General features: G+C 35.5%; 21 protein-coding genes. 7 read left to right on the forward strand and 14 right to left on the reverse strand.

The genetic code is table 11. The annotated features are described in order from the left end of the window. Nucleotides 1–153: 153 nt before the first annotated feature. On the reverse strand, nucleotides 154–858 hold the full coding sequence (locus AC27IF_RS15985) for a YehS family protein (protein WP_487055339.1): 705 nt from the start codon (nucleotides 856–858) through the stop codon (nucleotides 154–156). Between the two features lie 131 nt (nucleotides 859–989). Here AC27IF_RS15985 and AC27IF_RS15990 point away from each other — a divergent pair, with 131 nt between their 5' ends. Further along, nucleotides 990–1,514 carry a hypothetical protein gene (locus tag AC27IF_RS15990; protein WP_487055340.1) on the forward strand — a complete coding sequence of 175 codons (525 nt, stop codon included), beginning with the start codon at nucleotides 990–992 and terminating at the stop codon, nucleotides 1,512–1,514. Between the two features lie 67 nt (nucleotides 1,515–1,581). On the opposite strand, the gene AC27IF_RS15995 is transcribed toward AC27IF_RS15990, so the two are convergent. From AC27IF_RS15995 to AC27IF_RS16035, 9 genes are all read right to left on the reverse strand, one after another. Beyond that, the gene (locus AC27IF_RS15995; RefSeq protein ID WP_487055341.1) at nucleotides 1,582–2,037 is read right to left on the reverse strand and encodes an HvfA family oxazolone/thioamide-modified RiPP metallophore; all 456 of its coding nucleotides are present in this window, start codon (nucleotides 2,035–2,037) and stop codon (nucleotides 1,582–1,584) included. A gap of 235 nt (nucleotides 2,038–2,272) precedes the next feature. Next, nucleotides 2,273–3,562: a tetratricopeptide repeat protein gene (locus tag AC27IF_RS16000; protein ID WP_487055342.1), complete on the reverse strand. Its 1,290-nt coding sequence runs from the start codon at nucleotides 3,560–3,562 to the stop codon at nucleotides 2,273–2,275. 2 nt (nucleotides 3,563–3,564) lie between these two features. Further along, on the reverse strand, nucleotides 3,565–4,182 hold the full coding sequence (locus AC27IF_RS16005; RefSeq protein ID WP_487055343.1) for an energy transducer TonB: 618 nt from the start codon (nucleotides 4,180–4,182) through the stop codon (nucleotides 3,565–3,567). A 3-nt stretch (nucleotides 4,183–4,185) separates the two neighbouring features. Then, nucleotides 4,186–4,590: an ExbD/TolR family protein gene (locus AC27IF_RS16010; RefSeq protein ID WP_487055344.1), complete on the reverse strand. Its 405-nt coding sequence runs from the start codon at nucleotides 4,588–4,590 to the stop codon at nucleotides 4,186–4,188. Between the two features lie 12 nt (nucleotides 4,591–4,602). Beyond that, nucleotides 4,603–5,127, reverse strand: coding sequence for a MotA/TolQ/ExbB proton channel family protein (locus tag AC27IF_RS16015; protein ID WP_487055345.1), 525 nt, complete (start codon nucleotides 5,125–5,127; stop codon nucleotides 4,603–4,605). Next, a complete protein-coding gene (locus tag AC27IF_RS16020) occupies nucleotides 5,127–6,476 on the reverse strand; it encodes a MotA/TolQ/ExbB proton channel family protein (RefSeq protein ID WP_487055346.1) in 1,350 nt (449 codons plus the stop codon). The genes AC27IF_RS16015 and AC27IF_RS16020 overlap by 1 nt, the downstream gene beginning before the upstream one ends. Further along, complete coding sequence (locus AC27IF_RS16025) at nucleotides 6,476–7,255, reverse strand: DUF3450 domain-containing protein (protein ID WP_487055347.1); 780 nt, start codon at nucleotides 7,253–7,255, stop codon at nucleotides 6,476–6,478. The genes AC27IF_RS16020 and AC27IF_RS16025 overlap by 1 nt, the downstream gene beginning before the upstream one ends. A gap of 288 nt (nucleotides 7,256–7,543) precedes the next feature. Continuing rightward, nucleotides 7,544–8,236, reverse strand: a complete 693-nt coding sequence (locus AC27IF_RS16030; protein ID WP_487055348.1) for a 2OG-Fe(II) oxygenase — start codon at nucleotides 8,234–8,236, stop codon at nucleotides 7,544–7,546. A 12-nt stretch (nucleotides 8,237–8,248) separates the two neighbouring features. Further along, entirely contained in the window at nucleotides 8,249–8,980 is a 732-nt protein-coding gene (locus tag AC27IF_RS16035) for a 2OG-Fe(II) oxygenase (RefSeq protein ID WP_487055349.1), read from the reverse strand. A gap of 113 nt (nucleotides 8,981–9,093) precedes the next feature. On the opposite strand from AC27IF_RS16035, the gene AC27IF_RS16040 reads away from it, so the two are divergent. After that, nucleotides 9,094–10,947 (forward strand): sulfotransferase, encoded by a 1,854-nt coding sequence (locus tag AC27IF_RS16040; protein WP_487055350.1) that lies wholly within the window; start codon nucleotides 9,094–9,096, stop codon nucleotides 10,945–10,947. An 85-nt stretch (nucleotides 10,948–11,032) separates the two neighbouring features. Here the strand turns inward: AC27IF_RS16040 and AC27IF_RS16045 are convergent, their stop codons facing one another. Both AC27IF_RS16045 and AC27IF_RS16050 read right to left on the reverse strand, forming a co-directional pair. Continuing rightward, nucleotides 11,033–12,202 carry an aspartyl/asparaginyl beta-hydroxylase domain-containing protein gene (locus AC27IF_RS16045; RefSeq protein WP_487055351.1) on the reverse strand — a complete coding sequence of 390 codons (1,170 nt, stop codon included), beginning with the start codon at nucleotides 12,200–12,202 and terminating at the stop codon, nucleotides 11,033–11,035. Between the two features lie 143 nt (nucleotides 12,203–12,345). Beyond that, the gene (locus tag AC27IF_RS16050) at nucleotides 12,346–15,237 is read right to left on the reverse strand and encodes a TonB-dependent receptor domain-containing protein (RefSeq protein WP_487055352.1); all 2,892 of its coding nucleotides are present in this window, start codon (nucleotides 15,235–15,237) and stop codon (nucleotides 12,346–12,348) included. Nucleotides 15,238–15,908: 671 nt separating this feature from the next. Between AC27IF_RS16050 and priC the strand changes: the two genes are divergently transcribed. From priC to AC27IF_RS16075, 5 genes are all read left to right on the forward strand, one after another. Then, nucleotides 15,909–16,538 carry a primosomal replication protein PriC gene (priC, locus tag AC27IF_RS16055; RefSeq protein WP_487055353.1) on the forward strand — a complete coding sequence of 210 codons (630 nt, stop codon included), beginning with the start codon at nucleotides 15,909–15,911 and terminating at the stop codon, nucleotides 16,536–16,538. A gap of 411 nt (nucleotides 16,539–16,949) precedes the next feature. Continuing rightward, nucleotides 16,950–17,222 (forward strand): late competence development ComFB family protein, encoded by a 273-nt coding sequence (locus AC27IF_RS16060; protein WP_487055354.1) that lies wholly within the window; start codon nucleotides 16,950–16,952, stop codon nucleotides 17,220–17,222. Between the two features lie 369 nt (nucleotides 17,223–17,591). Then, nucleotides 17,592–18,761, forward strand: coding sequence for a lipopolysaccharide biosynthesis protein (locus tag AC27IF_RS16065; protein ID WP_487055355.1), 1,170 nt, complete (start codon nucleotides 17,592–17,594; stop codon nucleotides 18,759–18,761). Then, a complete protein-coding gene (locus AC27IF_RS16070; RefSeq protein ID WP_487055356.1) occupies nucleotides 18,748–19,716 on the forward strand; it encodes a polysaccharide pyruvyl transferase family protein in 969 nt (322 codons plus the stop codon). The genes AC27IF_RS16065 and AC27IF_RS16070 overlap by 14 nt, the downstream gene beginning before the upstream one ends. Continuing rightward, nucleotides 19,706–20,521 carry a glycosyltransferase family 2 protein gene (locus AC27IF_RS16075; RefSeq protein WP_487055357.1) on the forward strand — a complete coding sequence of 272 codons (816 nt, stop codon included), beginning with the start codon at nucleotides 19,706–19,708 and terminating at the stop codon, nucleotides 20,519–20,521. The genes AC27IF_RS16070 and AC27IF_RS16075 overlap by 11 nt, the downstream gene beginning before the upstream one ends. A gap of 369 nt (nucleotides 20,522–20,890) precedes the next feature. Here the strand turns inward: AC27IF_RS16075 and AC27IF_RS16080 are convergent, their stop codons facing one another. Together AC27IF_RS16080 and AC27IF_RS16085 are read right to left on the reverse strand one after the other, a co-directional pair. Next, a complete protein-coding gene (locus AC27IF_RS16080) occupies nucleotides 20,891–21,919 on the reverse strand; it encodes a glycosyltransferase family 4 protein (protein ID WP_487055358.1) in 1,029 nt (342 codons plus the stop codon). 7 nt (nucleotides 21,920–21,926) lie between these two features. Continuing rightward, a complete protein-coding gene (locus tag AC27IF_RS16085) occupies nucleotides 21,927–23,066 on the reverse strand; it encodes a glycosyltransferase (protein WP_487055359.1) in 1,140 nt (379 codons plus the stop codon). Between the last annotated feature and the right edge of the window lie 28 nt (nucleotides 23,067–23,094).

Consider the following 23,094-nt stretch of genomic DNA (forward strand, 5'->3'; position numbering starts at 1 on the left):
GACTAATTAACTGATCATTTAGTAAGAGTTAATCCGTTTGGTATAAATACAAGTCGGTAAAATAAAATGACTAATAGTAAATAATAACAATAGAGAGTGAGAGTATATTGATGCATATCAAAGTTAAATTAATTAACTTATCGGTACGTAATTTTACTTATTAGGCTGCTTGTAGATATCTTCAGGCTTAAGCTTTAAAGTTTTACGGGCTGGCTTATCTTTGTTCGATTTATTGGAATTAGGGTTAACATAGATTGCACTAGCATTGGGTCTAGCTCCATCAACTTGAGGCTCACTACTTTTTGCTTTGCCTTGATAACTGCTTTTTCCTTTACCTTTGATTTGATGGCTCGTTTTGGCATCAGTTTTAGCGTTATCTTTTGTAAACTTAACGGTTCGAGCAACGTGGTACTTCTTATCAATGGCTTGTAATAAATTACGCAACACTTGATCTTTACATTCTCGATAATTTTTATGCTCTGGCTTACGAGAAAATGCAGTAAGCTCAGGTTTACTTAAGCGAAAGTCTACACTCTCAAGTAAAGCTAATAGCTCTTCAGCTTTTAAGTTAAGCGCAATTTTTAACTTAGTTAAAATAATGTTATTAGTTAATCTTGACTCAGCTACAGCTTGTGGGCCATCTTTTTTCCCACGTTTTTCATTAATAAAACCATTGAGAAAACTCGCTAACTGTTTATCTGAACAACTGACAAAATCTTGATCATTATCTTTTTTTAGCCACTGGCTAACTAACTCACGAGTTACCGTCAGATTTGCTGAAGCAAAAATTGCCATCATTTGTTTGTCATTATAATTAAAAGTGTAACGCAGTCGGCGTATTACATCGCTGTTGTTCAAAAGAATTCCTAATAGAGATAAAAATAATATTTTACAGGTAGCCAATTTTAACAGTTTTTAAGGACTATTAAAATCACCGATAATTTTGTATCATTTCAACCATCAATCTCCCATAGTAGCAGGAAGCTATTTTGATTAAGAACCTAAATAAACTAACCTTAGTGTTAGCAACGACTTTACTTAGCGCATGTGTAAACCAGAATACCATTGCTCAAAAAAACCTAGCTCCGGTTACGAATCCTTGCCCAAAAATTTCAGCACTCATTAATGCTTATGATAATGGCTTTGAACAAATTAAATTAACAAAGATCAAAGCTAAGGCTAGCAACACCTGGAAAGCCAAATATAACCTTGTTGGCGAGAATTGCCATATATGGTCGTGGGGTGGAGAACATACCACATATGCCTGTAATATCTCTTCAAATAGTGAAGAAACTGCTGTTGAGTATTACCAAAGCGCAATAGATATTACTAAACAATGTTTGAGTGATGAATGGCAGGCTAAAGAAGAGCCCAGAATTAACGATGACGGTAAAAAAATAACGTTTACTAGCGATAGCAGCAAAGCAAGTATTTCAGCCCATTTTGTGCCACTAGATAGCGTATTTAGTAAAAGCTGGACTGTCTATTACTATATTGGCAAACCTAAAGTTTAAATCCTGTACTAAAACAAAAAACGAGCTAAGCAGCTCGTTTTTTTTATAAACTTATTAAGCTAGTAGATTAACCACCACACTTTTTAGTTTTACCTTCGCCACATTTGCCTTCGCCACACTTAGCTTTTTTGGCTTTTCCTTCACCGCATTTGCCTTCGCCACATTTAGCTTTAGCTTTGCCTTCTCCGCATTTGCCTTCGCCACATTTAGCTTTAGCTTTGCCTTCTCCGCATTTGCCTTCGCCACATTTAGCTTTAGCTTTGCCTTCTCCGCATTTGCCTTCGCCACATTTAGCTTTTTTGGCTTTACCTTCACCACACTTGCCTTCGCCACATTTAGCTTTGGCTTTGCCTTCACCACACTTACCTTCGCCACATTTAGCTTTTTCATCTTGCTTCTCAATAGTTACTACACCTTGGCTTGCAAATGGATTAGTTTCAGCTTTAGCAACATTGCTAGCAAAAATTGAAAATGCGACTAAACCGAATACTGCAGCTAAACCTGATTTTTTAAGTAAATTCATGACTTGTTTCCCTTATTATTTAAATTGTTAATACTTTTACTACGATAAATTTAGCCAGTGCTTCTAAGCAAAACTTATTTAAGTATCACTATTAGTTATATGACTTTTTACATAGACCATCAAGTATTAAATAAAATTTCAATTAATTGAAACTAAATTAATTCTTTTAGACATAAAAAAACCAGCAATTAAGCTGGTTTTTAAGATGATACGTCATGAGGTAAAAATTAATTGCTTAAATTTTCACGTTCTTACGTCTAGCTGTGTCAGCAATAAAGCCTTTCCAACCTTTAGCGGCTTTACGCGCTTTAGGATCTTGCATCGCTTTATTGATAGCTGCATACGCTTGCTTGTATTTTTCTAAGTAAAAATAAGACTCTGCAATACTCATGTATATACGGCCTTCATTTTTAACACCTAGATCTAACGCTTTTTGTAATGCAGGAATCGCTTTAGTAAATTGCTCATCTTGTTTAAGCAACATACCTTGTTTACGATAATGCTTAGAATCATTAGTTAGCTTAGCAAGTTCACCATAATACTTAGCAGCAGTACCAACGTGTTGTGCTGCGTGCCAGGCGTTAGCTAAAGATGAAATATTATTCTCATCACGTTTAACTAGGCCTGAAGCAATATGCTTCTCTAACAACATAGCTGCTTTATAAGGAGCTTCTGAAGTAGAGTATAAGTTTGCTAGAGTTTTAATCTGAGATTCTTTGTCTAGGAAACCTTGCTTGTAAGCGAGATCAAGAGTCTGTACAGCCTTAGGATAATCTTCGACTAACAAATAAAACATTGGTAATTGTGTCCACCAAGTTTTCTTATCAGGGAAAATTAAAATAACCGTTTCCAATACATTAATAGCTTCTTTGTACATTTTACGTTCATAGTACGAAGTTAGCTTTAATACATAAGGGTTTTGATTAGGCTTATCACCAAATGCAGCAATGGCTTTATCAGCTGGAACAATCATTTTGTCTAATTGTTTTAGCTCATAATTAGCTTGAGCGATTTTCACCCAAGTATTACCATCATCTTTACCGGTAAACTCCATCCACGCATAATAGTTTTTCAATGCATTTTTGTAGTCTTTGGTTTGCATTTGCAAGTCAGCTAGAAGTTTTAAAGCTTCGCCATGATCAACTTCATTTAAGATGTCAGGACCAACAGCTTGCTTTAAGTATTTTATAGCTTCTTGCTCTTCATTACCTTTAGTGGCGTACATAACTGCAATAAAGCGTGCAACATAGGCTTTATCGTAATCTTTCTTAGCTTCAATATCTTTTAAAATAACTAAAGCACCATCGATATCATCAGCAGTATAGGCTTCAAAAGCCTTTTGTACTTTTTTACCAACAGATGGACCAACTAACTGTGTAGGACGTTTTTTCTTTTCTTCTTTCGCAGCAGCAGCCATTGCATAATCTGCAACAGGTACTTGAGCTACTAAAAGTGAAGCAACAACAACTAACGACGTTGAAACTTTCTTTAAAGAAGAACCCTTAAGGGTAAATTGTTTAAGCATAACTACTTCCCTCCGTCCATTTTAAAGTCTAACTGGACCGTTAAACCTGGTTGTCTTAATGGCTTACCATCAACAACTTTTGGCTTATACTTCCACTTTCTAAGAGCACGTTTGGCTTCTTTGTCAAATATACGCTTAGGTTTTGCTTCAATAACTTTAACGTCTTCAACACCACCAATTTCATTGATAGTAAATGAAAGTTTAACCCAACCTTCTTTACCGTCACGAGCTGCTTGAATAGGGTACTTAGGCTCTATTCGAACAATTGGTGTTGCATCACCGTCACGACCAAAACCAGCACCCGGCGCAGATAACCCAGTTGACGCACCAGATAATTGAACACCTGGCATGTTAAACTGTAAACCACCCGTGTCATTACTAGCTTCAGGCTCTGGTGGAGCTTGCTTAGGTGGCGCTTTAGGCGGCGGAGGTGGTGGCGGCGGAACACGACGACGTGTCTCTGCAGCAGACTTTGGTGGCGTAGTATTTACTTCTACGATTATATTCTCTTGCGCCTCGTCCTTGTTTCTATCACCTGATGAAACAAGGAAAGCCATAAAAGCAAATAAACCAAAGGTAACTGCAGCGCCTAGTAGTATTGATACTAAAAAGCGTCCCATATTCTACCCCTTCGCTGCAGCAATTGAGATTCTAAGACCACTTCCTGCTTCTTTAATTGCATCCATTACTTTAACAACAACACCATGTTTGGCATCTTTGTCAGCTTGGATAATAACAACATCAGTAGGTTGTTCAGCAAGTAATTTTTCAATCCTTGCACCAACACGTTCGACGTCAACACGGCCTTTATCTAACCAGATTTCACCGTTATCTTTGATTGCAACAAAGATGTTAGCGTTTTTCTGTTTAGTTTGTTGTGCCGCTTTAGGTTTATTTACTTCAATACCTGCTTCTTTTACAAAAGAAGTGGTTACGATGAAGAAGATCAGCATGATAAATACGATGTCAAGCATCGGTGTCATATCAATTACCGCTTCTTCGTCCTCACGAATCTTTTTACGTGCCATGAAAATATCTCTCTAGTGATGAGGTAAACTGTCAACCAGTTTAGCCTTGGCTAGTTTAACTTGAGCATCAAGTCTTGAACTAAAAAACACGCCAGATAATGCTGCTACCATACCCGCCATAGTCGGGATAGTTGCTTGCGATATACCTGCGGCCATTAAACGCGGGTTACCTGTACCTTGTTGTGCCATTGTTTCAAACACACCAATCATACCGGTTACTGTTCCCAACAAACCAATTAACGGACACATTGCCACTAATGTTCTGATGGTAATCATGCGCTGTTCAAGCAGCTCGTTTGCTTCGGAAATCCAAGTCTCTCTAATTCGATGTGCATACCAAGACGTAGTGTCTGTGCGTGCATCCCAACGAGAGACGATATCGTCTTTCATTGGTGGATAAACTGAAGATAAAAACCAATAGCGTTCTATCATCATAATCCACATCAATAAGAGTGCAAAGGCAACAACGTAAAGCACGTTACCGCCAGTCGCAATAAAACCCCTGACAGATTCCCAAAGCTCTATCAGGAATAACATTATTTAGACTCCTTCTCAGCAATCGCAGCAATTAAGCCAGCGCTTTGCTCGTCTAGTTTTTGTAAAACGCTTTTCGCTTTACCAGCAACAATTGAGTGGATTAGGATAAGTGGCAATGCACAAATCAAACCTAATGCTGTTGTAACTAGTGCTAGTGAGATATTACCAGCCATAATTTTCGGGTCGCCTGTACCAAACAAAGTAATTGTTTGGAAAGTCATAATCATACCGATAACCGTACCTAATAGACCCATTAATGGAGCAATAGCAGCGAACATCTTAATTAAGTTAACGCCACGGTCTACTTTAGGTGTTTCACGTAATATACCTTCATCAAGTTTAAGCTCTAAAGTTTCAGCATCAACTGACTTATTGTCATGGTAGATTTTAAGTAAACGACCTAATGGGTTGTTATCATTTGGCGCATCAAGGTTTTTCTCTTGCGCTTTGATTTTAGAGCTCATGCCACCAAGAACAATTAAACGCTCAAGTGCAATTAAACAACCAATGATTAAAAGAACAGTGATTGCATAACCAACTTCTTTACCTTCATGGAAGAATTCTTCTAAAGTTTTCTTACGTGTTTCTAGTGATAAGATACCACCACGTGAAGGATCCACGAAAACACCAGCATAACCTGAAGAAGTGTTGAAGAAGCTTGAAGCAGTTCCAGAAATGTAACCAGCTGGTTGCTTAGGTAAAGGTTGAACTTGACCTACTTCATCGTTGTAAGTTAAGTAACCGTTATCAGATACAATGTTGAAAGTACCAAGACGAGTAACTGTTTCAGTTGACTTAGTGCCATCTAGGTTAGTTACTTCAGTAGTGAACTTTGAAATTTTACCTGATTGTGTCATTTCAGTTTGTAGTGCAAACCATAACTCTTCTAAATCTTCTAATGCAGGAATTTCTCTAGCGTTAGCAATGCGGTTAAGCGCTTCGCCACGACCAGGGAATTCAGCACTTACGATTGAAGTAGCGATTTGACCATACGCGCCAGCAGCAGCGGCACGTGAAACACCGAACATTTCACCTAAAGTACCAGTAGCATTGTCTAGTTCAACTTCTTTTTGCGCTAATGTAATTTCATTTGCAGCATATTCTTTAGTTAAACGTTTGTTACGAGCATTTTGATCAGCTAAGTCTTTTTTAGCTTTGTTTAAAAGCGCTTGCTTGTCAGCACGAGCAGAAGTAAATTCAGCTTCGCGTTTCTTATCAAGTTTAGCTTCTGAAACACGGTCAGCTTTTACTTGTTTCAATAAATCATCTAACTGATTTGCTTGTGTCGTTGCAACTAAACCAGCTGTCATTACTGCTGCTAGGGTTACAAAATTAATAACTTTCTTCATTATTCTGCTCCTGCTGCAAATACTGGTAATTTAGTTAAGTCCATTGGAAGTTGCTTACGCGCCATAGCGATTGCATCTTTAACAGGTTTGATATACTCGTCACCTAATTCTTCCCATGCACGGTTTTGATTATTCCATAACCAAGAACGCTTACCGTCTAAAGACTGTGCAACAAAAGCGATACGTCCCATGTGAACGAAATCAGCAGTTAACTTAGTACCGCCAAAATCCATCTCTGCTTGGTAAGCATCAAAAATTGTACCGTAACCCGCTTCGATTTCGTATGCTTCAAGCACTAGACGAAATTGCTCAGACGTTGTTACGTTTGAATTTGTCATAACGTCACGTAAATTAGCAACACGCTCTTTACGACGTTCAATATTCATCGGAACATCTAACTCGATAAATTTTTCCAAGGTATCAATCATTTTGTACATTAGAGGTACAACACCTTGTTTCACTTTATCAATACCATCAATTTGCTTTTGCAATGATGCGATATTGGCTTTTTGGTCATCAACCATACGTTGTACATGGTCGTTATAACCACGAAGAACGTCAGCTTCATCAACAGTGTTACGGTACTCAGCAAGAAGATCTTGCGTTTGTTCGTAGATAGTGTTGACTTTCGCTTGTGACTTAGCTGATTGCTTAAATATTTGAGCTTCAGCTTTTTGAAGGTCTGTTAATGCATCAGCAGCAGCAATATTGCTACCTGCTAGTGCTAGTGCGCCTACCATCGCCGTGGCGATTAGGCTTTTCTTACTTACTTTGGACATAGTTCCCAACCAATTGCTATTTAAATTTTGATAACAAAGATTTTTGTTACCGCAAATATAAAAATCTATCGTTTTTTATGTAACTTTATATGTGTAACTTTTTTGAATACAACCAATCAATAATCCCAAATGACAAACATGCTGTCAAGACGAGTTATCGCGTTGTTTTAATTCTTTGCAAAATAATCTTGTACAAGACATAAATATTTTGCCAGCACATGTTTTACTAATTTGTTCGTAGTAAGTCAAACTTATTCGTGTTTTTATGAGTAATTATTCATAAAAAGGCTAATTTCTATACCAACCAGTTATGGAATAGCGGCATTTTTCAGCAAATGGTGCTATCGAGGTAACAGAGTGAATTTTACTCACATCAAAAAGAGTTAAGGAATTAAAAGCAGGCGACCATGACTTTGTTGGCGTACCATTTTGTTCAAAAAACTGTAATAGTCCTCCCCAATCTGGGTGCCAAAATGGACTCATGCCGAGTACGTATGCAATTTGCCTAGTTTCACCAGGAACTTGGTCAATATGACGGGTAAGAAAATCCCCTACTCTAAAACGTGTAGCTTGTGCATCTGCATGTGTTAAAGCATCTTTACTCGTGATCTGTTTGATTAAATCTAACACGGCTTTATCATTTAACGCTGATAAAACATTACTTAACTGTTTAGGTGATTGTGCCGTTACTTTGTTACGTCCATAAAGAAACCCTGAGCCTTTAGCTGCATCTTTATATATGGCTTGATATAACTGTTGTCGGCTAGCAGCAGGTAACTGAGAAATCTCAGTATCACTGGCTTGTCGATTTGAGCCTTCAAGATGAAATGCATTTTCAAAAGTTGTTGAATTAGATAAATATTCACTTAACGATTGTGCACTTTCTTGTTGAAGAAAACTGTCAATTCTGACAATACCGTGTTGCGAAAAAGATTGACGTAATTCTTCATGGTTATTTATCTCATTTACTAATACGGTCACTATACTATCCTGCTATTTATTTATTGGGTTTTCACCACTTCTCAACCAACATGTTATGGATAGTCGCTTACCCGTAGCAAATGGTGAAACATAACCAACATAGTGGTCAAGTGGCACTTTAAATATATTGATTTCGTTAAAAGAAGGTAGAAAGCTTTGTTTTATTTCTTTTTTCTCATTCAAAAAATGCAAAGCTCCTCCCCAATCTGCTCGCCAGTCTTTAGTTAAATTAATGACTAATGCTGCAACTCGATTTTTATCATTTACATCGTCATTATGGGTATTTAAAAAATGACCGGCCGTGAAGCGTGTAATTTGTGCATCCATAAAAGTAATTTGTGGTGCATCAAGTATTTCTCGGAAGAAATCAAGTGTATCTTCGGTGTTAAGAAAGCGAACAATATCGTTAAAAAAATGACCTTCCATCAGCTTATTTAGATGAATATCATAAACGGGAATGGTTTCGTAAAAATATTGAAAGTTACTGCTTGCTTGCTCAAAGATAATACTTTCAAGTTCTTGTTTTTTATCTACAGGCCATTGCTCAACTTCAAGCGTATTGAGATCTTGATGTTTTCCTTGATGATCAAAAACTAAATTCCACTGTTTTTGTACACTAACAAAATCATGAATTGTTTTAACTGTATCTTCTGACAAGGCATTAGTAACTTTTACATAACCTTTTTCACGATATTGCTGCGCTAACTGCGATTTATTTTTCTGCTTTGCTAATGTTAAATTCATTTAACCTCAATATTACTGATATTATTACTTAACAATTTCTATTTTGCTGTATAGTTTCTGGCTCGAATTAATAGCAAAAAATATATTTTACATAAGACTGATAAAAGCTTTTTATGAATTTACAACATGCGCTTCAAACTGCTGAACTTAACCATCGTCAAGGTCAGTTGAAATTAGCACAGACACAATATCAAAATCTGATAGAAAAGTACGATAGTAACGATGCTATATATGGTTTAGCTACACTATATTTTCAACAAAAAGAATTCGCTCAGGCGATAACATTGTTTGAAGAAATTCAAAAGCGTGAACCTTTTGCCGCTGATATCGCACTTAATTATGCTTTATGCTTAAACTTGGCTAAACAAGATAAAAAAGCGCTTAGTATTATTAGTGAAATATTACCTCATATACCAAATGACACCAACTTAGTTATTGCTTTCGCTCGACTTACATTCTCACTTAAAAACTACCAGCTTACGATAAGTATCCTACAGTTATTTCCTTTACCTGAAAAACTAAGTAACGCAATGATTGCTAGTTCATACATGCAATTAGAGCAATGGGAAAAAGCTCAGCCAATTTGGTTGGCGTTAACAAAAATGAAAAAAGAGCAGAGTGAATATTGGCATCAGTTGTCTATTTGTTTAGCAAAATTAAGAAAATATCCTGAAGCCATTCAGGCTTTTACTGCTTTTATAAAGTTAAGTCAGCAGAGCAGTTCAAACTATTTAAACTTTGCCGATCTCTATTTAATGGCTAGAGACACAACAAATGCAAAAAAACAGCTTCAGATAGCGATATCACTTAACGACCAAAGCCTTACTCGTTTTGAGTTGGAAACTAGAATATATCGTTTAGATAATAATGTAGAAAAAGCCATTGAAGCTGCCGATAATGCGTTAACAATTAACGCTGAAAGTTATCTAGCATGGAAAACAAAATCTGAACTAGCAAAACAATATAGTTGCTGTATTTCAGCATTAAAACACCTTCAAGTAACTCAGCTAATTAATAACTTTCAGAACCAACAAAACCTATTCACCTTAGCTAAAGCATATGAAGCAACAGATAACTTCAGCAACGCTTTTGAGTGTTTTGTCAAAGCAAATACAATGCAGGAAGAATTACTCAAGTTAAATAATTCATCATTTATTACTGAGAGTCATATTCGTGATAATACTGCCTTTAGTAAAGTATTGGCTCACCAAAAACCAGCAAGTAAAAATATTGTAAATAATAGCATTGAGAATATATTTATTGTCGGCATGCCTCGCTCTGGTACGACTTTGGTTGATCGCCTTCTCTCTCAGCACCCTAAGGTTGAAAGCGTTGGAGAGAGTGAAGCTCTCGCATTTTCAATTGAGCACCATGTAAAAAATAATAAAGAAAATAGTAACTATGACTGGCAACTATTTTTTGAAAAAAATGCGGCTGTTCTCAATAAAAAATATCACGAATATACGTCTATATCGGCCGACATCATTGTCGATAAAATGCCACATAACTTTCGTTATATCGGCGCAATAGCATCTATATTTAGTCAGGCAAGAATAATTCAGATGCGAAGAAGTTCACAAGATTTAGCTTTATCAATATTTTCACACCCTTTCGCTTTAGAGCATAATTATGCTGCTAAATTGCCCCATATTGCTCATGCTATTTATCAAGCTAATAAGTTAATGGACTTTTGGGCAGAGCAATTTCCTGAGCAAGTAATAAATGTGAACTATGAACAGTTAACTCAAACACCAAGTCAAGTTGCTGAAAACTTGTTTGATTTTTGCCAATTAACTTGGCAGCAAGAATACCTGAATTTCTATAAAAATAATGTTTCAAGTTTCACTTTTAGTGAATTACAGGTACGACAAGCTATCAATACTAACAAGGTAAATTTTTCTAGTCACTATCAAAAACAATTACAGGAATTTAATGATATTTATAGTAACTTGTTGCGAACACCTTAACCATTAATCTGCAAATTACCTTATCGCTAGTCTTTTGATAATCTGATGATTTTGAATGTATGTATCAATAAAAATTCACTACCGGTTAGCTAAGAGCATCAGTCCTGTGTTCTAACCAAGTGTTTCTTCTTTTAAAGCTAGCTTGAATGTCTTGTTGTTCTATCAATGTCAGATCAGGATGCCAAATTGAGAATATCAATACGACTCGAATATCATCAGAGTTATTTATCGCTTCATGTTCAAAAGAGTCATCAAAAACAATCAACTCCCCTTCCTTCCACACATGCTTTTCATCAGCTACACGTAAATAACCGTTACCTGGGACGATAATAGGCAAGTGAACAGTTAAGCTATGATTAGACAAACCAAAATGAGGCTTAATGTGTTGACCGGGTTTTAATAGTGAAAAGAAAACCTCATACGGTTTTTCATTTAAATGATAAAGAGGAATTTGACTTAGTAATTTGGCTGTTTCCGGCATCTGGGCAATTAATTTTTCATTGGCAATGCCATTTTCATACATATGCAAAGCAGTCCAATTCTTAGAGCCTGATAAAGACTCAAAGCCGGCCATTTGGTAGTCATCACTTAAATAGGGAGCTCCTTCTTCAAGTATTAAGTCGGTTAGGTTTGCAAACTCTCCTCGTACTTTTAAATAACTAGATTCAACAAGCTCACACCAGCTTAAAGTTTTTGTATCAAAAGTGGCTTGGGCGCGTAAATCTGGAATATAAAATAGATGTGGTTGCTGATGTTTATGTAAATACTTAAAGGCTTTATTATGACTTTGCGGCCATATGGCGTTTTGTATCATTGATGATTGATCTTTCGATACTAAACTTGTTATATGAAGTGCTGACAAATGATCTCGTAAAGCAACATCCGCTGCATGTGATCGTAATTTAGTTTCATACTCTACTTTTTCATAACGGTATAGATGTACTAATTTATTATCTAAATCTTGTCCCAATGAATATAAGGATAATGCTTTCTCATGCTTTCCTGCTTGTTGATAAAAGTACCCTGCATATAAATAAATGATCATCTTATTAGGTGCAACCTTCAAACAATAATCAAATGCTTGCTCTGCCTTATCTATACTACCTACTTGCTCTTCTACGCAGGCTAATCGATAGTGTTGGCTTACATCGTTTGGATAATTATCAACATATTCTCGTAATAAGCGTAAACCCAATTGATTATCCATCGCTTCGAAAGCTTGATTCACTGCGATCAGTTTCTGCTCACTACTCATTCTTCAACCTATTAGACAAATTAAATATGCATAACATAACAAAGAAAGCATCAGCTCTCATTGATTTTAATTAAAAAAACACATAAAAAATGGCCAACCTAAGTTGACCATTTATTATTTTACTTTAAAAGTTTAACGAATGATTAGTTAAACTTGTAAGTAGCGCTTATGAATAAACGTGGACCTAACACAGTGTATACTTCTGGGAAGGTGTTCGCTTGTGACTGTTGGTCACCAAGAGCTGTAGGCTCAGTATCAAGTACGTTATTAACACCGAAGTTTACAGATAATGCATCGTTTACGTGGTAGTTAGCACTAATATCTAAGTACCATTCAGCATCAATTTTTGAAACAACTAAATCGTCAGCTGATACAGATGGATCTAATAAGCTATCATCTTCAACTTCGCCAATGTAACGAATTAAGGCAGATAAAGTGATATCACCTGAAGTCCAGTTAACACGAGTGTTAGCTTGGTATTCAGCAAGTGGAGTACCACAAGTGTTACCGTAGTAACCAGCACATTCGTTAACTGTATCTAAACCAACAACTGGAGTTACATCGAAAGTATCTAAGTAAGTTGAACGGAATTGAATGTTCAAGTCTGAACCGTTACCACCAAAACCAAAATCGAACTCGTGGTTATATGTAACGTTGAAATCGATACCGCTTGTTTCAAGCTTAGCGATGTTTTCGTTTAATACGCTAACAACATCAACGTTGTTATCGCTACGACGAGAAACCGCTTGACAGAATGCACTATCAATATCTTGGATTTGGTTGTAACAGATATCTAATACGTTATCTACACCACCACCTAATACAGAGATTGAGTCTTCAATAGAGATGTTAAAGTAATCTAAAGTGAAATCTAAACCTTCCATTGGAGCAACTACGATACCAACAGTAAATGTATCAGAAGTTTCTTCTTTAAGGTCTGGGTTACCACCAAACATACCTTCGATTTGAGCGTTAGCTTGGTCGAATACACCAACTTGGTTAGCTGCAACACCTGAAGCAATACAAACTGCATCACTTGTAACACCAGCTACATAACCATCAGCAGAACATGGATCTGTTGCTGAAGGGAAACCATTCGTTTGACCTAAGAATAACTCAGATACGTTTGGAGCACGAACCGCTTGTTGATAACCAATACGAGTACTGATTATATCGTTCATTGTCCAGTTAATTGCACCAGCGAATGACGTTACGTTACCAATGTTTGAGTAATCAGCATAACGTGCTGCACCCCAAAGGCTTAAATCTTGAACGAAAGGAGCATTAGCTACTACAGGGATTGAAACTTCAGCAAATAACTCATCAGAGCCGTAAGCACCAACAGTTGCATTACCAGCGTTAAAACCTAATACGTCACCAGCTGCTAAGAAAGTATCTGGACGGAAAGATGATTCATCATCACGTTTCTCATAACCAAATACTAAGCCAATAGCTTCGTCAGCACTTGGAATAGTTACAGGTAAAACACCTGAAACGTTAGCCATAAATACTTCTTGAGTAATGCTAGTTACGTTAGACGCACCAACATTGATGAAGTCGATAGCCGCTTGTGAAATGTTACCTTCACCAAAGATGTTTAATGGTGCACAACCACCTGAAGTATCAGTACATTCAGTACCAGCATCATTAACTAAGATAGCTTGACGGAAACGTGTTTCAGAAACATCGTTGTTAAGTAAGTTAGTGTGATCTAATTGTGAACGACTGTAGTATACATCGTATGACCAATCGTCATTAATGTAACCGTCAACACCAACTAAAATACGCATTGCATCACGAGTATCTAAAGATTGACGTGAGCCATTTTCTACCATACGACGACCGATAAATGGTAAAACATAGTTTCCATCACCATTTAGTGCAGAAATCATGTTACCAGTTTCTTCACCATCGTCATCTAATTCAGGTACTAAAGCGTTCATTGCATCTTGAACGTCTTGACCGAAGAAAGCGCTGTTAGGGTTAACTTCTAAAGAACCAACAAATGCTGGAGTAGGAGCTAATTCTTGTGGCACTTCATTGTGTACGAAAGACATTTCAGCATAAACGCGAGTCTCATCATTAATGTAGTAATGAGAGAAAGCATTCATTGTGTAACGCTCTTGAGGTAACTGTAAGAAGTTATCAGGTGCGTAGTTGAAACGATCTTGAGGATCTTGCCAGATGTTACCACTACCGTCAGTGTTAAAACGACCTAAAGTTTGGCCATCGAAATCACCACCAACTAAAGTAGGACCACCGAAAACACGAGTACCTGGAATACCAGAAGAACCACCTGGTACTAACTCGCCATCACCTTCAGTTAAGGCGTATTTTGAAAAATCACGGTCGCCTTGGAAAATTGGCTCACGCTTTGAGTAACCGATGTAAACAACAGCGTTACCTTTGTCATCTGCAAAGTTGCCACCCATTGTTAAATCTAAGTTGTATTTCTCACCGTCGCCTTCAGAAGTAACGTCGTAAAGAGCTGAGATTTCAACGCCTTCGAAATCGTCTTTCATGTTGAAGTTAACAACACCACCAAGAGCATCTGAACCGTATACAGCAGAAGCACCACCAGTGATGATTTCTACGTTTTCGATTAGTGAAGCTGGGATAGTGTTTAAATCTACTACGCCATCTTGACGAGCAGGAATCCAACGACGACCGTTAACCATAACTAACGTACGAGAAGTACCTAAACCACGTAAATCAACCGTAGCAGAACCATCACCTGGGTTATTTGAACTAGGGCCAAATGCAGGTAATGTAGAAGGTAGCTCAGCAAGTTTTTGCTCAACGTTTAAGTTACCAGAGATAGCAAATTCTTGTGCATCTACTGAGATAATTGGTGTTACAGCAGTCAATTCTTGACGCTTGATACGCGAACCTGTTACTTGGATGCGTTCTACACTTTCTTCTGCAGCTTCGTCAGCGGCAAAAGCCATAGTGCTTGGCATTGCTAAGGCTGTAGTTGTTGCACCAGCTACAAGAGCTAGGCGTACAGCTTTAGTAAGCTTATTATTTTGATACATGTTTACTCCCTGGATCACATTTGTGATTGGTTGTTATTTATTTATTTATATAAGAGCGTTTCGAGACTATATTGCCTCGTAAACTTTTTTGAACGGGTCTAGTGACCTGATCTGTCCTCTACGATATTAAACGGGATCGGCGTACACCGTCAACACCATTTATAACCATTTGGTAAACTTTTTAACATTTAGACATATTGGGTTACATTTATAATTTTAATACATGAAAAGTAAAAAAACCATAAGTCATTGGTTTAACTAATTTAAATACCTCCCTACTTGATTAGAGCCTTTAATGAATATCCGCTGTAAACATTAATTAAAATATACATTTAAATTGTATACACTTCGATTCAGCAAAAACACCAGGCGGCAACAAACACAATAATATCAAGGAATTATAATTGCCAAGCACTAATATTCAAATATTTTCTTTTCGTAAACACAAGAACGAACTCCATAATAACTTACTATTTTACAATAAGTTACAATAAAACCGAACGCTTACGTAAAGATAACATGACAATACAGCATTTTTAGATGTTATTAATTTGTTACTATCATCTAGAAATGGGGAACTTAATCTAAATTTTAAAAGAAGTATTAGAAACATATAATCAGATAAGGGATACTAGCTAAATAAAAGACCCAGACATTTATTAAATAAATTTATGAACCAAATAGAACGCTTATCTGGAATACTTAACCAGCTAGCTACTAAAGCTGAAAAAGTGGATAAGAAAAATGCCACGGAGAAAGTCCATCGTTTAATCGAAAATAATAATTTATTTTCACCTGGCTTATTCGTGAGTCAAAGTGATCGCTTCACTCCATACATAGAAGAAGTAAAGAAGAAACTTCCTGAATTTTCTCGTTTAGTAAAACAAAGGAAACAAGAATTCTCTAACCAACTATTACAACAATTAGAGCAACAAATTGCTGCAATCTCTAATGCACTTCATGCCAACGCTGCATTACATCAAGCAGCTAAATTAAGTTTTGATGCTCATCACAAAGTTAAAGCCAAAAGATCAAAGGCTCAAAGCAAATACAATTATATCGCCAAGAAACTTGTTCTTAATAGTCATCAACTATATCAAAAGTTAAATGAACATCATGAATTTGAGCGTAGGCTGATGGATATGGTTACAGAGCGCGAATCTCAGCGAGTAAAATGTAAAGCGATTGATAATGCAAAACTTTCAGCTGAAGTATTAGCATTACATCAAAGATTAGGACGGTGTAGAAAGGCAATTTCCGCTATAGAGCGAGATATTGAAATAGCCGAAAAGAGAGGGTAATTCGATAGTTGCTTATGACGATAATTCAAAATCAATAGAATTTAAGAACTTCATAGTCAACCTAAGAGCTTGTGGGGCAAACAGCTCGGCTGTTTATGTTGAGGTGGTTTAAAGCTGCATAAGTTAAGGATATTTACTTCTACTATGCACTAAACCAATAGCCCCAAACTATGTTTTTATAATTTCTCGAGCAACAGCCCTATTCGTTTAATCGAATTTACCACACAACAAACACTTAAAACCTATTAAACAAAAATAAGAAATTTTCCACAACAAACAACCTGTACAATTAACAAACAAACAGCTTGCAAAGGCATATAAATTAACAAAAAAACGGCTATTGAATTAGCATTTTATTTAAACACGAGTTAATCTTTACAAATACCTCATTAATTTTAAGTGAACAGTAAAATGAAAATATCTGACGACATACATAATTATTACGAAAAGCTAGTAATGCATCACTTCTCTGTCGCTAAATTTGATGATAAATATGATGAAGACTTCATCGCAGATCTTACCTGCGTTGTATTAAACCAACTTCCTACTCGCTATATACGCCACGAAGTTGACATGGCTTTTTATTTGCCGGCTTCAGAGCGATTTGAAATGGAGAGTAAGGTGAAAAAAGCCATTAGCAAGTCAATAGAGTTTATGAAAGCGCATAGACAGATGGCTGAGTAACAAACTAATCACTGAATAAACCTGTCAATCTGAGGCTAATTCAGGTCTTCCATTAACTAAGAAAGATACATATAGCTAATTTACCAGCCAAATAATTTGAGTTTTAGAGTGCGTCAAGGCAAATTCTTGAATTAAAAAATTGTTACTGGGGTAATGCCGTTACTGACTTATTCTTCTTGATTAGATAAAAAGCATTTATATAGTTTTAATTTAGTTTTTTGCTAGAAGATACAAAAAACTGGTAAACTAATCTTGCTGTAGGTTGTAAGCGTTAATAACTTTTGAGATACTATATCTACTGGTTATGAAAAGTCAGCCCTACGAATACTAATTCACTTCACTTCATCTTCTTAGACAGCGAGTTTATTTGTGCTTGGAAATATGTTTTACAGCTACGGCACGATGCTGTTAAATTTAATAATCATATATTTTACAGCCCTGCTCTTTGGATTAGATGTAAGAGGGGAGATTCAATTATATTTATCATATAAAATAATGATCGGTACTATTTCTTCATTAGGCTTATCTACAGGATATTTATACTTTTGGAAAGAAAAAAAATTCTTTATCAGCCCGTTACTTATTCTTGCCATTGTTATTATAGTCGCATTACTTATCACGCTTTTAAGTGCTGAGTATACTTATGATGTTAAACTAGAGTATTTATTATTCTTAGTTATTATTGAAACACTCAATGTAAGCGTTTTAGAGCTATTAAAGAAAGATCCCAGCTTAAAATCTTATTACAAAGGCTTATTTTTAGGCCAATGCATAACTTTATTTCTATTTTTATCTTTTATTTTTATTGGTATTCAGTCTGATAAATTAATTACCATTTATATTGCTGGCGGAATATTTCAATTAACTTACCTTATAATTGCACTCTATCGTCTCTTTGGGGTAAAAACACTGTTAAAAAGTAGTTCAGAGTTAACTTATGCCGAGCCATCGCAATATTACTATTACCTTGGTGGCGTAAGTATTTCGGCGATTTTGACCACTTTCATCCTTAATTTTGATAAAATATTTATAGCAAAACAACTTAGCATGACTGAGCTAGGTATATATTCAACTATTGGCAGTGTGATGATGATTGTTAATCGTTTTTTCAACGTTTTAGCAATGACCTATTTTGCCAAGAGAATAAATAGCAAAGGGAGCATACTTGAAGTGAAGTATGCTTATATCATTCCTTCTATATTTTTAATGGCTCTTTGCTCATATTTTATAGGCCCTTATATACTATCAGTTATCTTATCTGAAGAATTCGAACCAACAGGCCTTGTAATTGCCTTATTATTAACTGCAGCACTATTCTCAGGTATAAACGCGATTGTCCTCCAAGATTTTAACGTTATGGGGAAACCTCATTACAACATTCCAAGACAAATAGTTACTTTTATAGTATTAATTATCAACTTAATGATATTCGATTTTCTTGCTATTGAAGGTGTAGCCATTGCTATCGCGATTACAAGTGTCTTTAGATTATTTACTGCTGAATTTTTAAGGAAAAAACTTAATCATGACAAAACATAATGAAATAATGAACAACTTAAAGAAGTCACTCTTCGAAATGACAAAACGCATTAAGTTTAAAAAAATTATTTATATCGACTACCCTACTCATCACAATATAGGTGACTTACTTATTTACCTTGGGGCAATCGAGCTTTTAAAAGAATCAGGTATTGAGGTACTAGCCCAATATACCGCAGCAAATGCCGATATAAAAAAAGTACAAAAAATTATTACAGCAAACAATAACGAAGTGAGTATTGTATTTCATGGTGGAGGGAACTTCGGTGATATATATGATGCTCACCAAAATTGTAGGTTACTTTTTATTAAGCATTTCCCGTTAATTAATACTATTATTTTTCCACAAACTATTTTCTATAAAGATGATGTAAAAAAAGCCAATGACATTAACGTTTTTCAACAGCATAAAGATTTAACTATTGTAGTTCGAGACGTAAAAAGTGAAATCATTGCTAAAGAGTTTTGCAACAATGTCTTTTTGTTTCCAGATACGGCGCACATGCTTTGGGAAAGTCAGGTTACCCCAACGATACTGGCTAATGATTACCCAAACAACCAGCTGATACTAAACCGTTGGGATTGTGAAGGGCTTAATGAAAAACAAAAAAGTAACTTTGATTGGCCGTTAATTATTAACAAGTCAGATATATATTTCAAATCCATAATTCGCAGGGTTAGCTCAGTCAACAAATCACGTTTCATTGACAAACTTATCGCTTATTTATGGGAAAAGCATTGTATAACGTTATGCCATCGTGCCTCGAAGCATTTCAACAGCTACGCTCAAATTGAAACCAACCGTTTACATGGCCATATTTTATCTTGTTTACTGACAAAAAAACATACTGTCATTGATAATAGCTACGGTAAAAATTTTACCTATATAGAGCAATGGACAAAGGATAGTGACTTAGTTGTTATGCAAACTCAAAAGGAAAAAAATGGTGAGTAATAAATATATTATTGGCACTGGTTGGTGGTGCAACGAAAGCAATGTAAAAACAAATAAAGATGAACGATTAACCTATGGCGCTGATGAAATTCGCGGCTCTGCTTTTCAAAAGAAATGGATCGACTCAATTACGAATAATTGCACCCCTGAAAAAATAGTTATAATTGACAGTGCTTCGCCTACGCCTCCTCCTAATTTAGCATTTCATAATAATGATGTTGAATACATCCGTCTAAATGATAACGGTGGGCATGCCTCAAATCATACAGGCAAGTTATGTGGTTGGAGCCGTGGAATAATAATGTCAGCAAACTATGCTGCTAATTGTGACTGTCAGTATTATGTTTACATTGAACAAGATGTATTATTGCAAGGTGAAAACATCATTGAATTTGCTATTTCAAAAATGAAAAAGCCGTATATGTTTGGCCGAAATAAAGGTAACAACCAACCTTTGCAACAATCTTTTTTTATCATTAAACACTCGCACCTTAATAAATTCATTTCAAGATACTTAATGATGGACTATCGAGATGATGAAATATCGCCTGAAGTGAAGTTTGCTCTATGTACTTCAAGTTTTTATAGAATTATCCCTAAAGTACTATTTAAAATTATTCTCCCCAATAAATTATTAGGCAGAATAATTTACCGAATACAGCTGTTACTTGCTAAAACATTAGCAAACTTTGATCAGCTACCATTTGGTGCAGGTAGAGAGCGACCATTGGATTTTTCAGCCCAACACTTATATTTTCAACATGCTAGCAAAAATGAGTTAGATGCTTTTTCTAAAATAGATTAAATAACAGACCTTAGTACAAAGTCTACTTCAATTTATGGATAGTAGCCCCATATAACAGGTCCTCACTATTTATTAATTTTTACAGCTAATTCTATGGTGCTAGACTAAAATCAGAAACGTTCCAATTATAAGTACTGGTTAATATATCTCGATCGGCTTGTGCGTATGGCTAGTGTTAGCTATACAGCGCATCAAAGTTTTAACATTAGAACTTAGTGGCAAGTATTCCAAGCGTTCAGTATGGCGCCATTATTTCTAAAACAGTTTTAACGTTCGTCCTCAACGAAAGGATACAATGAATTATTCAGGTGTTCATATCAACTCGTATATTTTAAGACACTTACAACACATCATGTATTAGTACTAAGATCACAATAAAGACAACCTACTTTTCAACGCTTGATAAACAATATTTTCCTCATACTTTTCAGCTGTCTGGTACGCTACCTTACCCATAGCCGATTTTTCAGTTGCCGACATTAAACGAAAGTGTTCAATACATCGACTTAACTGGCTAGCATCGTCCTTAGCTATTAAATAACCATTATTTCCATGGTTAACATATTCGCTAACGGCCCCCATATCAGAAGAAATAGTAGGTACAGAATGAGCCATAGCTTCCAATGGTGTTAACCCTAAACTCTCTTCAAACTTTGTTGGAAATAAAAGTAAATCAATTTCATTATACAAGCTCTCTAATTGACTTTGAGGTATTTCACCATAATAGGTTAATTTAACATGATCTTTTAACTCATTAAAAATAGAGGAATAATCTCCCCCTCCAGCAATTTGTAATTCAATATTTTTAGAGTGTTTGAGAGCTGAAATAATAGTATCAATTCCCTTCATTGGTATTAAGCGGCCCACAAAACCTAACGTCAGTGTATTCGTCATTTTTATGCTTTGTTCTTTTCCTTTTTCTGAAAGTACAACACCGCCGGAAGGAGAAACAAATAACTTAGAGCCTTCCACTGTAAAGTGAGTATGTATCGTATTTTTCATGAAATTAGACGGTATAACCACCAAATCAGCACGAGAAAGCAAATATTGATTAAGTTTAAAAAAGAATTTTTTTGTTTTCACAGAGTTCATAATATCTGAACCGTGAGCATTTAATACTAATTTACTACCAAAAACCTTCTTAGCCAATAACCCTAAAATACCTGTATGTGAAATAAAATGACAATAGACAAGTTCAGGGCGAACAATGAAAAGTTTAACAATAAAAAACAGGTAAAATTTTAGATACGCTAAATACTTATTTCCAGTAGATAATTTCCATAAATAAACATCAAACTCAGATGAGTGAGACAATTTTTCAGTTGCCTTTTTAATAAAAACCCCTGCTGATGGGCTTTGTTTTGTTGGGTACATATTGGTAACAACTATAACTTTCATAACCACCCTATTTTAATATATTGTCAATGTACTCAATATATTGATTTTTTTCATTATCCCAGCTTATTTTCTGATATTCTTTAAAAGCACTTTCTACTTTTTTATCACGTAACTTAGCATCAGACATCGCGAGAAGTATTACCTCAGCAAGATCATTGTCATCATTAAAATAAAACACACTTTCTGAAGAGAAGTACTCTAAAAGTACAGGTAACTTGGGACAAATAACAGGTACATTATTGGCTATGTATTCTAACATTTTAACTGGTAAAGCGAAGTCATTAGAATGATTGGGGAAATTCATAACTATACCTAATGTGGCATCAGCTAAAATATTAGGTACTTCTTCAGGAGAAAAACCACCATGAAAATAGACAAACTCTAAAGGTTCTATAAGTATCTTTAAGTCATCGACATAAGGCCCTTTACCATGAATATCCAAACGCACATTCGCAACATTTTTTCGAACAACATTTAGTGGCTCAAGTACTCTTTGTAAGCCGTATCTTTCATGAATATTGCCATGAAAAACAACTTTAAGTTCATCATTTGACTGTTTGTTTAAAACAGGGAGGTGATAAGGAGAATTATGAACAATAAAAAAATCATTTTTACTTCTTTTCTCTAATAGTTTTTTTACCGGCAAACTAACGGTCATTAAATGAGAAGCAAAGAAAAAACTTACCTTTTCTTCAATAACAAGAATTTTTTTAAGTAAACCTCCCTTTTTCTTAAAAATAATATCAACTAATTCAGGCATTAAATCATGAACATCAAGTAAAATTGGCACACCAAAAATTTTAGGAATGATTGCAGTGAACACCAAAGCATTAGGCATATTATTTACAATGATCAAATTTGGTTTGTCAGCAAAACAGGACTTTGTTGATTTAAAAAAGCAAAAGACAAAAAACAAAAAATATTCAATTAAATAAAACAGTTTATTTTTCAGTTTCGATCTTGCTATTGGAGCTCTATTGATTTTAACGTTATTAACCGTTTCGTTTTGCCTTTCCCCACCTTTATTTAAGCAAAGAACAGTAACCTTTTTACCCGTTTTAGCTAATAGTTCACAATGCCTTTTAACTCTCGTGTCGTCTAAGTAATATGCGTGTAATAACACTAATATTGAATCTTGTGATTTCAATGAGTATTTTCCAAATAAATTAAAATTG

Source organism: Colwellia sp. KS18-150, assembly GCF_057551365.1.

Coding starts and splice junctions, on each gene's coding strand:
- AC27IF_RS15995 (WP_487055341.1), bottom strand. CDS start 2,037: ATGAATTTACTTAAAAAATCAGGTTTAGCTGCAGTATTCGGTTTAGTC.
- AC27IF_RS16000 (WP_487055342.1), bottom strand. CDS start 3,562: ATGCTTAAACAATTTACCCTTAAGGGTTCTTCTTTAAAGAAAGTTTCA.
- AC27IF_RS16005 (WP_487055343.1), bottom strand. CDS start 4,182: ATGGGACGCTTTTTAGTATCAATACTACTAGGCGCTGCAGTTACCTTT.
- AC27IF_RS16010 (WP_487055344.1), bottom strand. CDS start 4,590: ATGGCACGTAAAAAGATTCGTGAGGACGAAGAAGCGGTAATTGATATG.
- AC27IF_RS16015 (WP_487055345.1), bottom strand. CDS start 5,127: ATGTTATTCCTGATAGAGCTTTGGGAATCTGTCAGGGGTTTTATTGCG.
- AC27IF_RS16020 (WP_487055346.1), bottom strand. CDS start 6,476: ATGAAGAAAGTTATTAATTTTGTAACCCTAGCAGCAGTAATGACAGCT.
- AC27IF_RS16025 (WP_487055347.1), bottom strand. CDS start 7,255: ATGTCCAAAGTAAGTAAGAAAAGCCTAATCGCCACGGCGATGGTAGGC.
- AC27IF_RS16035 (WP_487055349.1), bottom strand. CDS start 8,980: ATGAATTTAACATTAGCAAAGCAGAAAAATAAATCGCAGTTAGCGCAG.
- AC27IF_RS16040 (WP_487055350.1), top strand. CDS start 9,094: ATGAATTTACAACATGCGCTTCAAACTGCTGAACTTAACCATCGTCAA.
- AC27IF_RS16045 (WP_487055351.1), bottom strand. CDS start 12,202: ATGAGTAGTGAGCAGAAACTGATCGCAGTGAATCAAGCTTTCGAAGCG.
- AC27IF_RS16050 (WP_487055352.1), bottom strand. CDS start 15,237: ATGTATCAAAATAATAAGCTTACTAAAGCTGTACGCCTAGCTCTTGTA.
- priC (WP_487055353.1), top strand. CDS start 15,909: ATGAACCAAATAGAACGCTTATCTGGAATACTTAACCAGCTAGCTACT.
- AC27IF_RS16060 (WP_487055354.1), top strand. CDS start 16,950: ATGAAAATATCTGACGACATACATAATTATTACGAAAAGCTAGTAATG.
- AC27IF_RS16070 (WP_487055356.1), top strand. CDS start 18,748: ATGACAAAACATAATGAAATAATGAACAACTTAAAGAAGTCACTCTTC.
- AC27IF_RS16075 (WP_487055357.1), top strand. CDS start 19,706: ATGGTGAGTAATAAATATATTATTGGCACTGGTTGGTGGTGCAACGAA.
- AC27IF_RS16080 (WP_487055358.1), bottom strand. CDS start 21,919: ATGAAAGTTATAGTTGTTACCAATATGTACCCAACAAAACAAAGCCCA.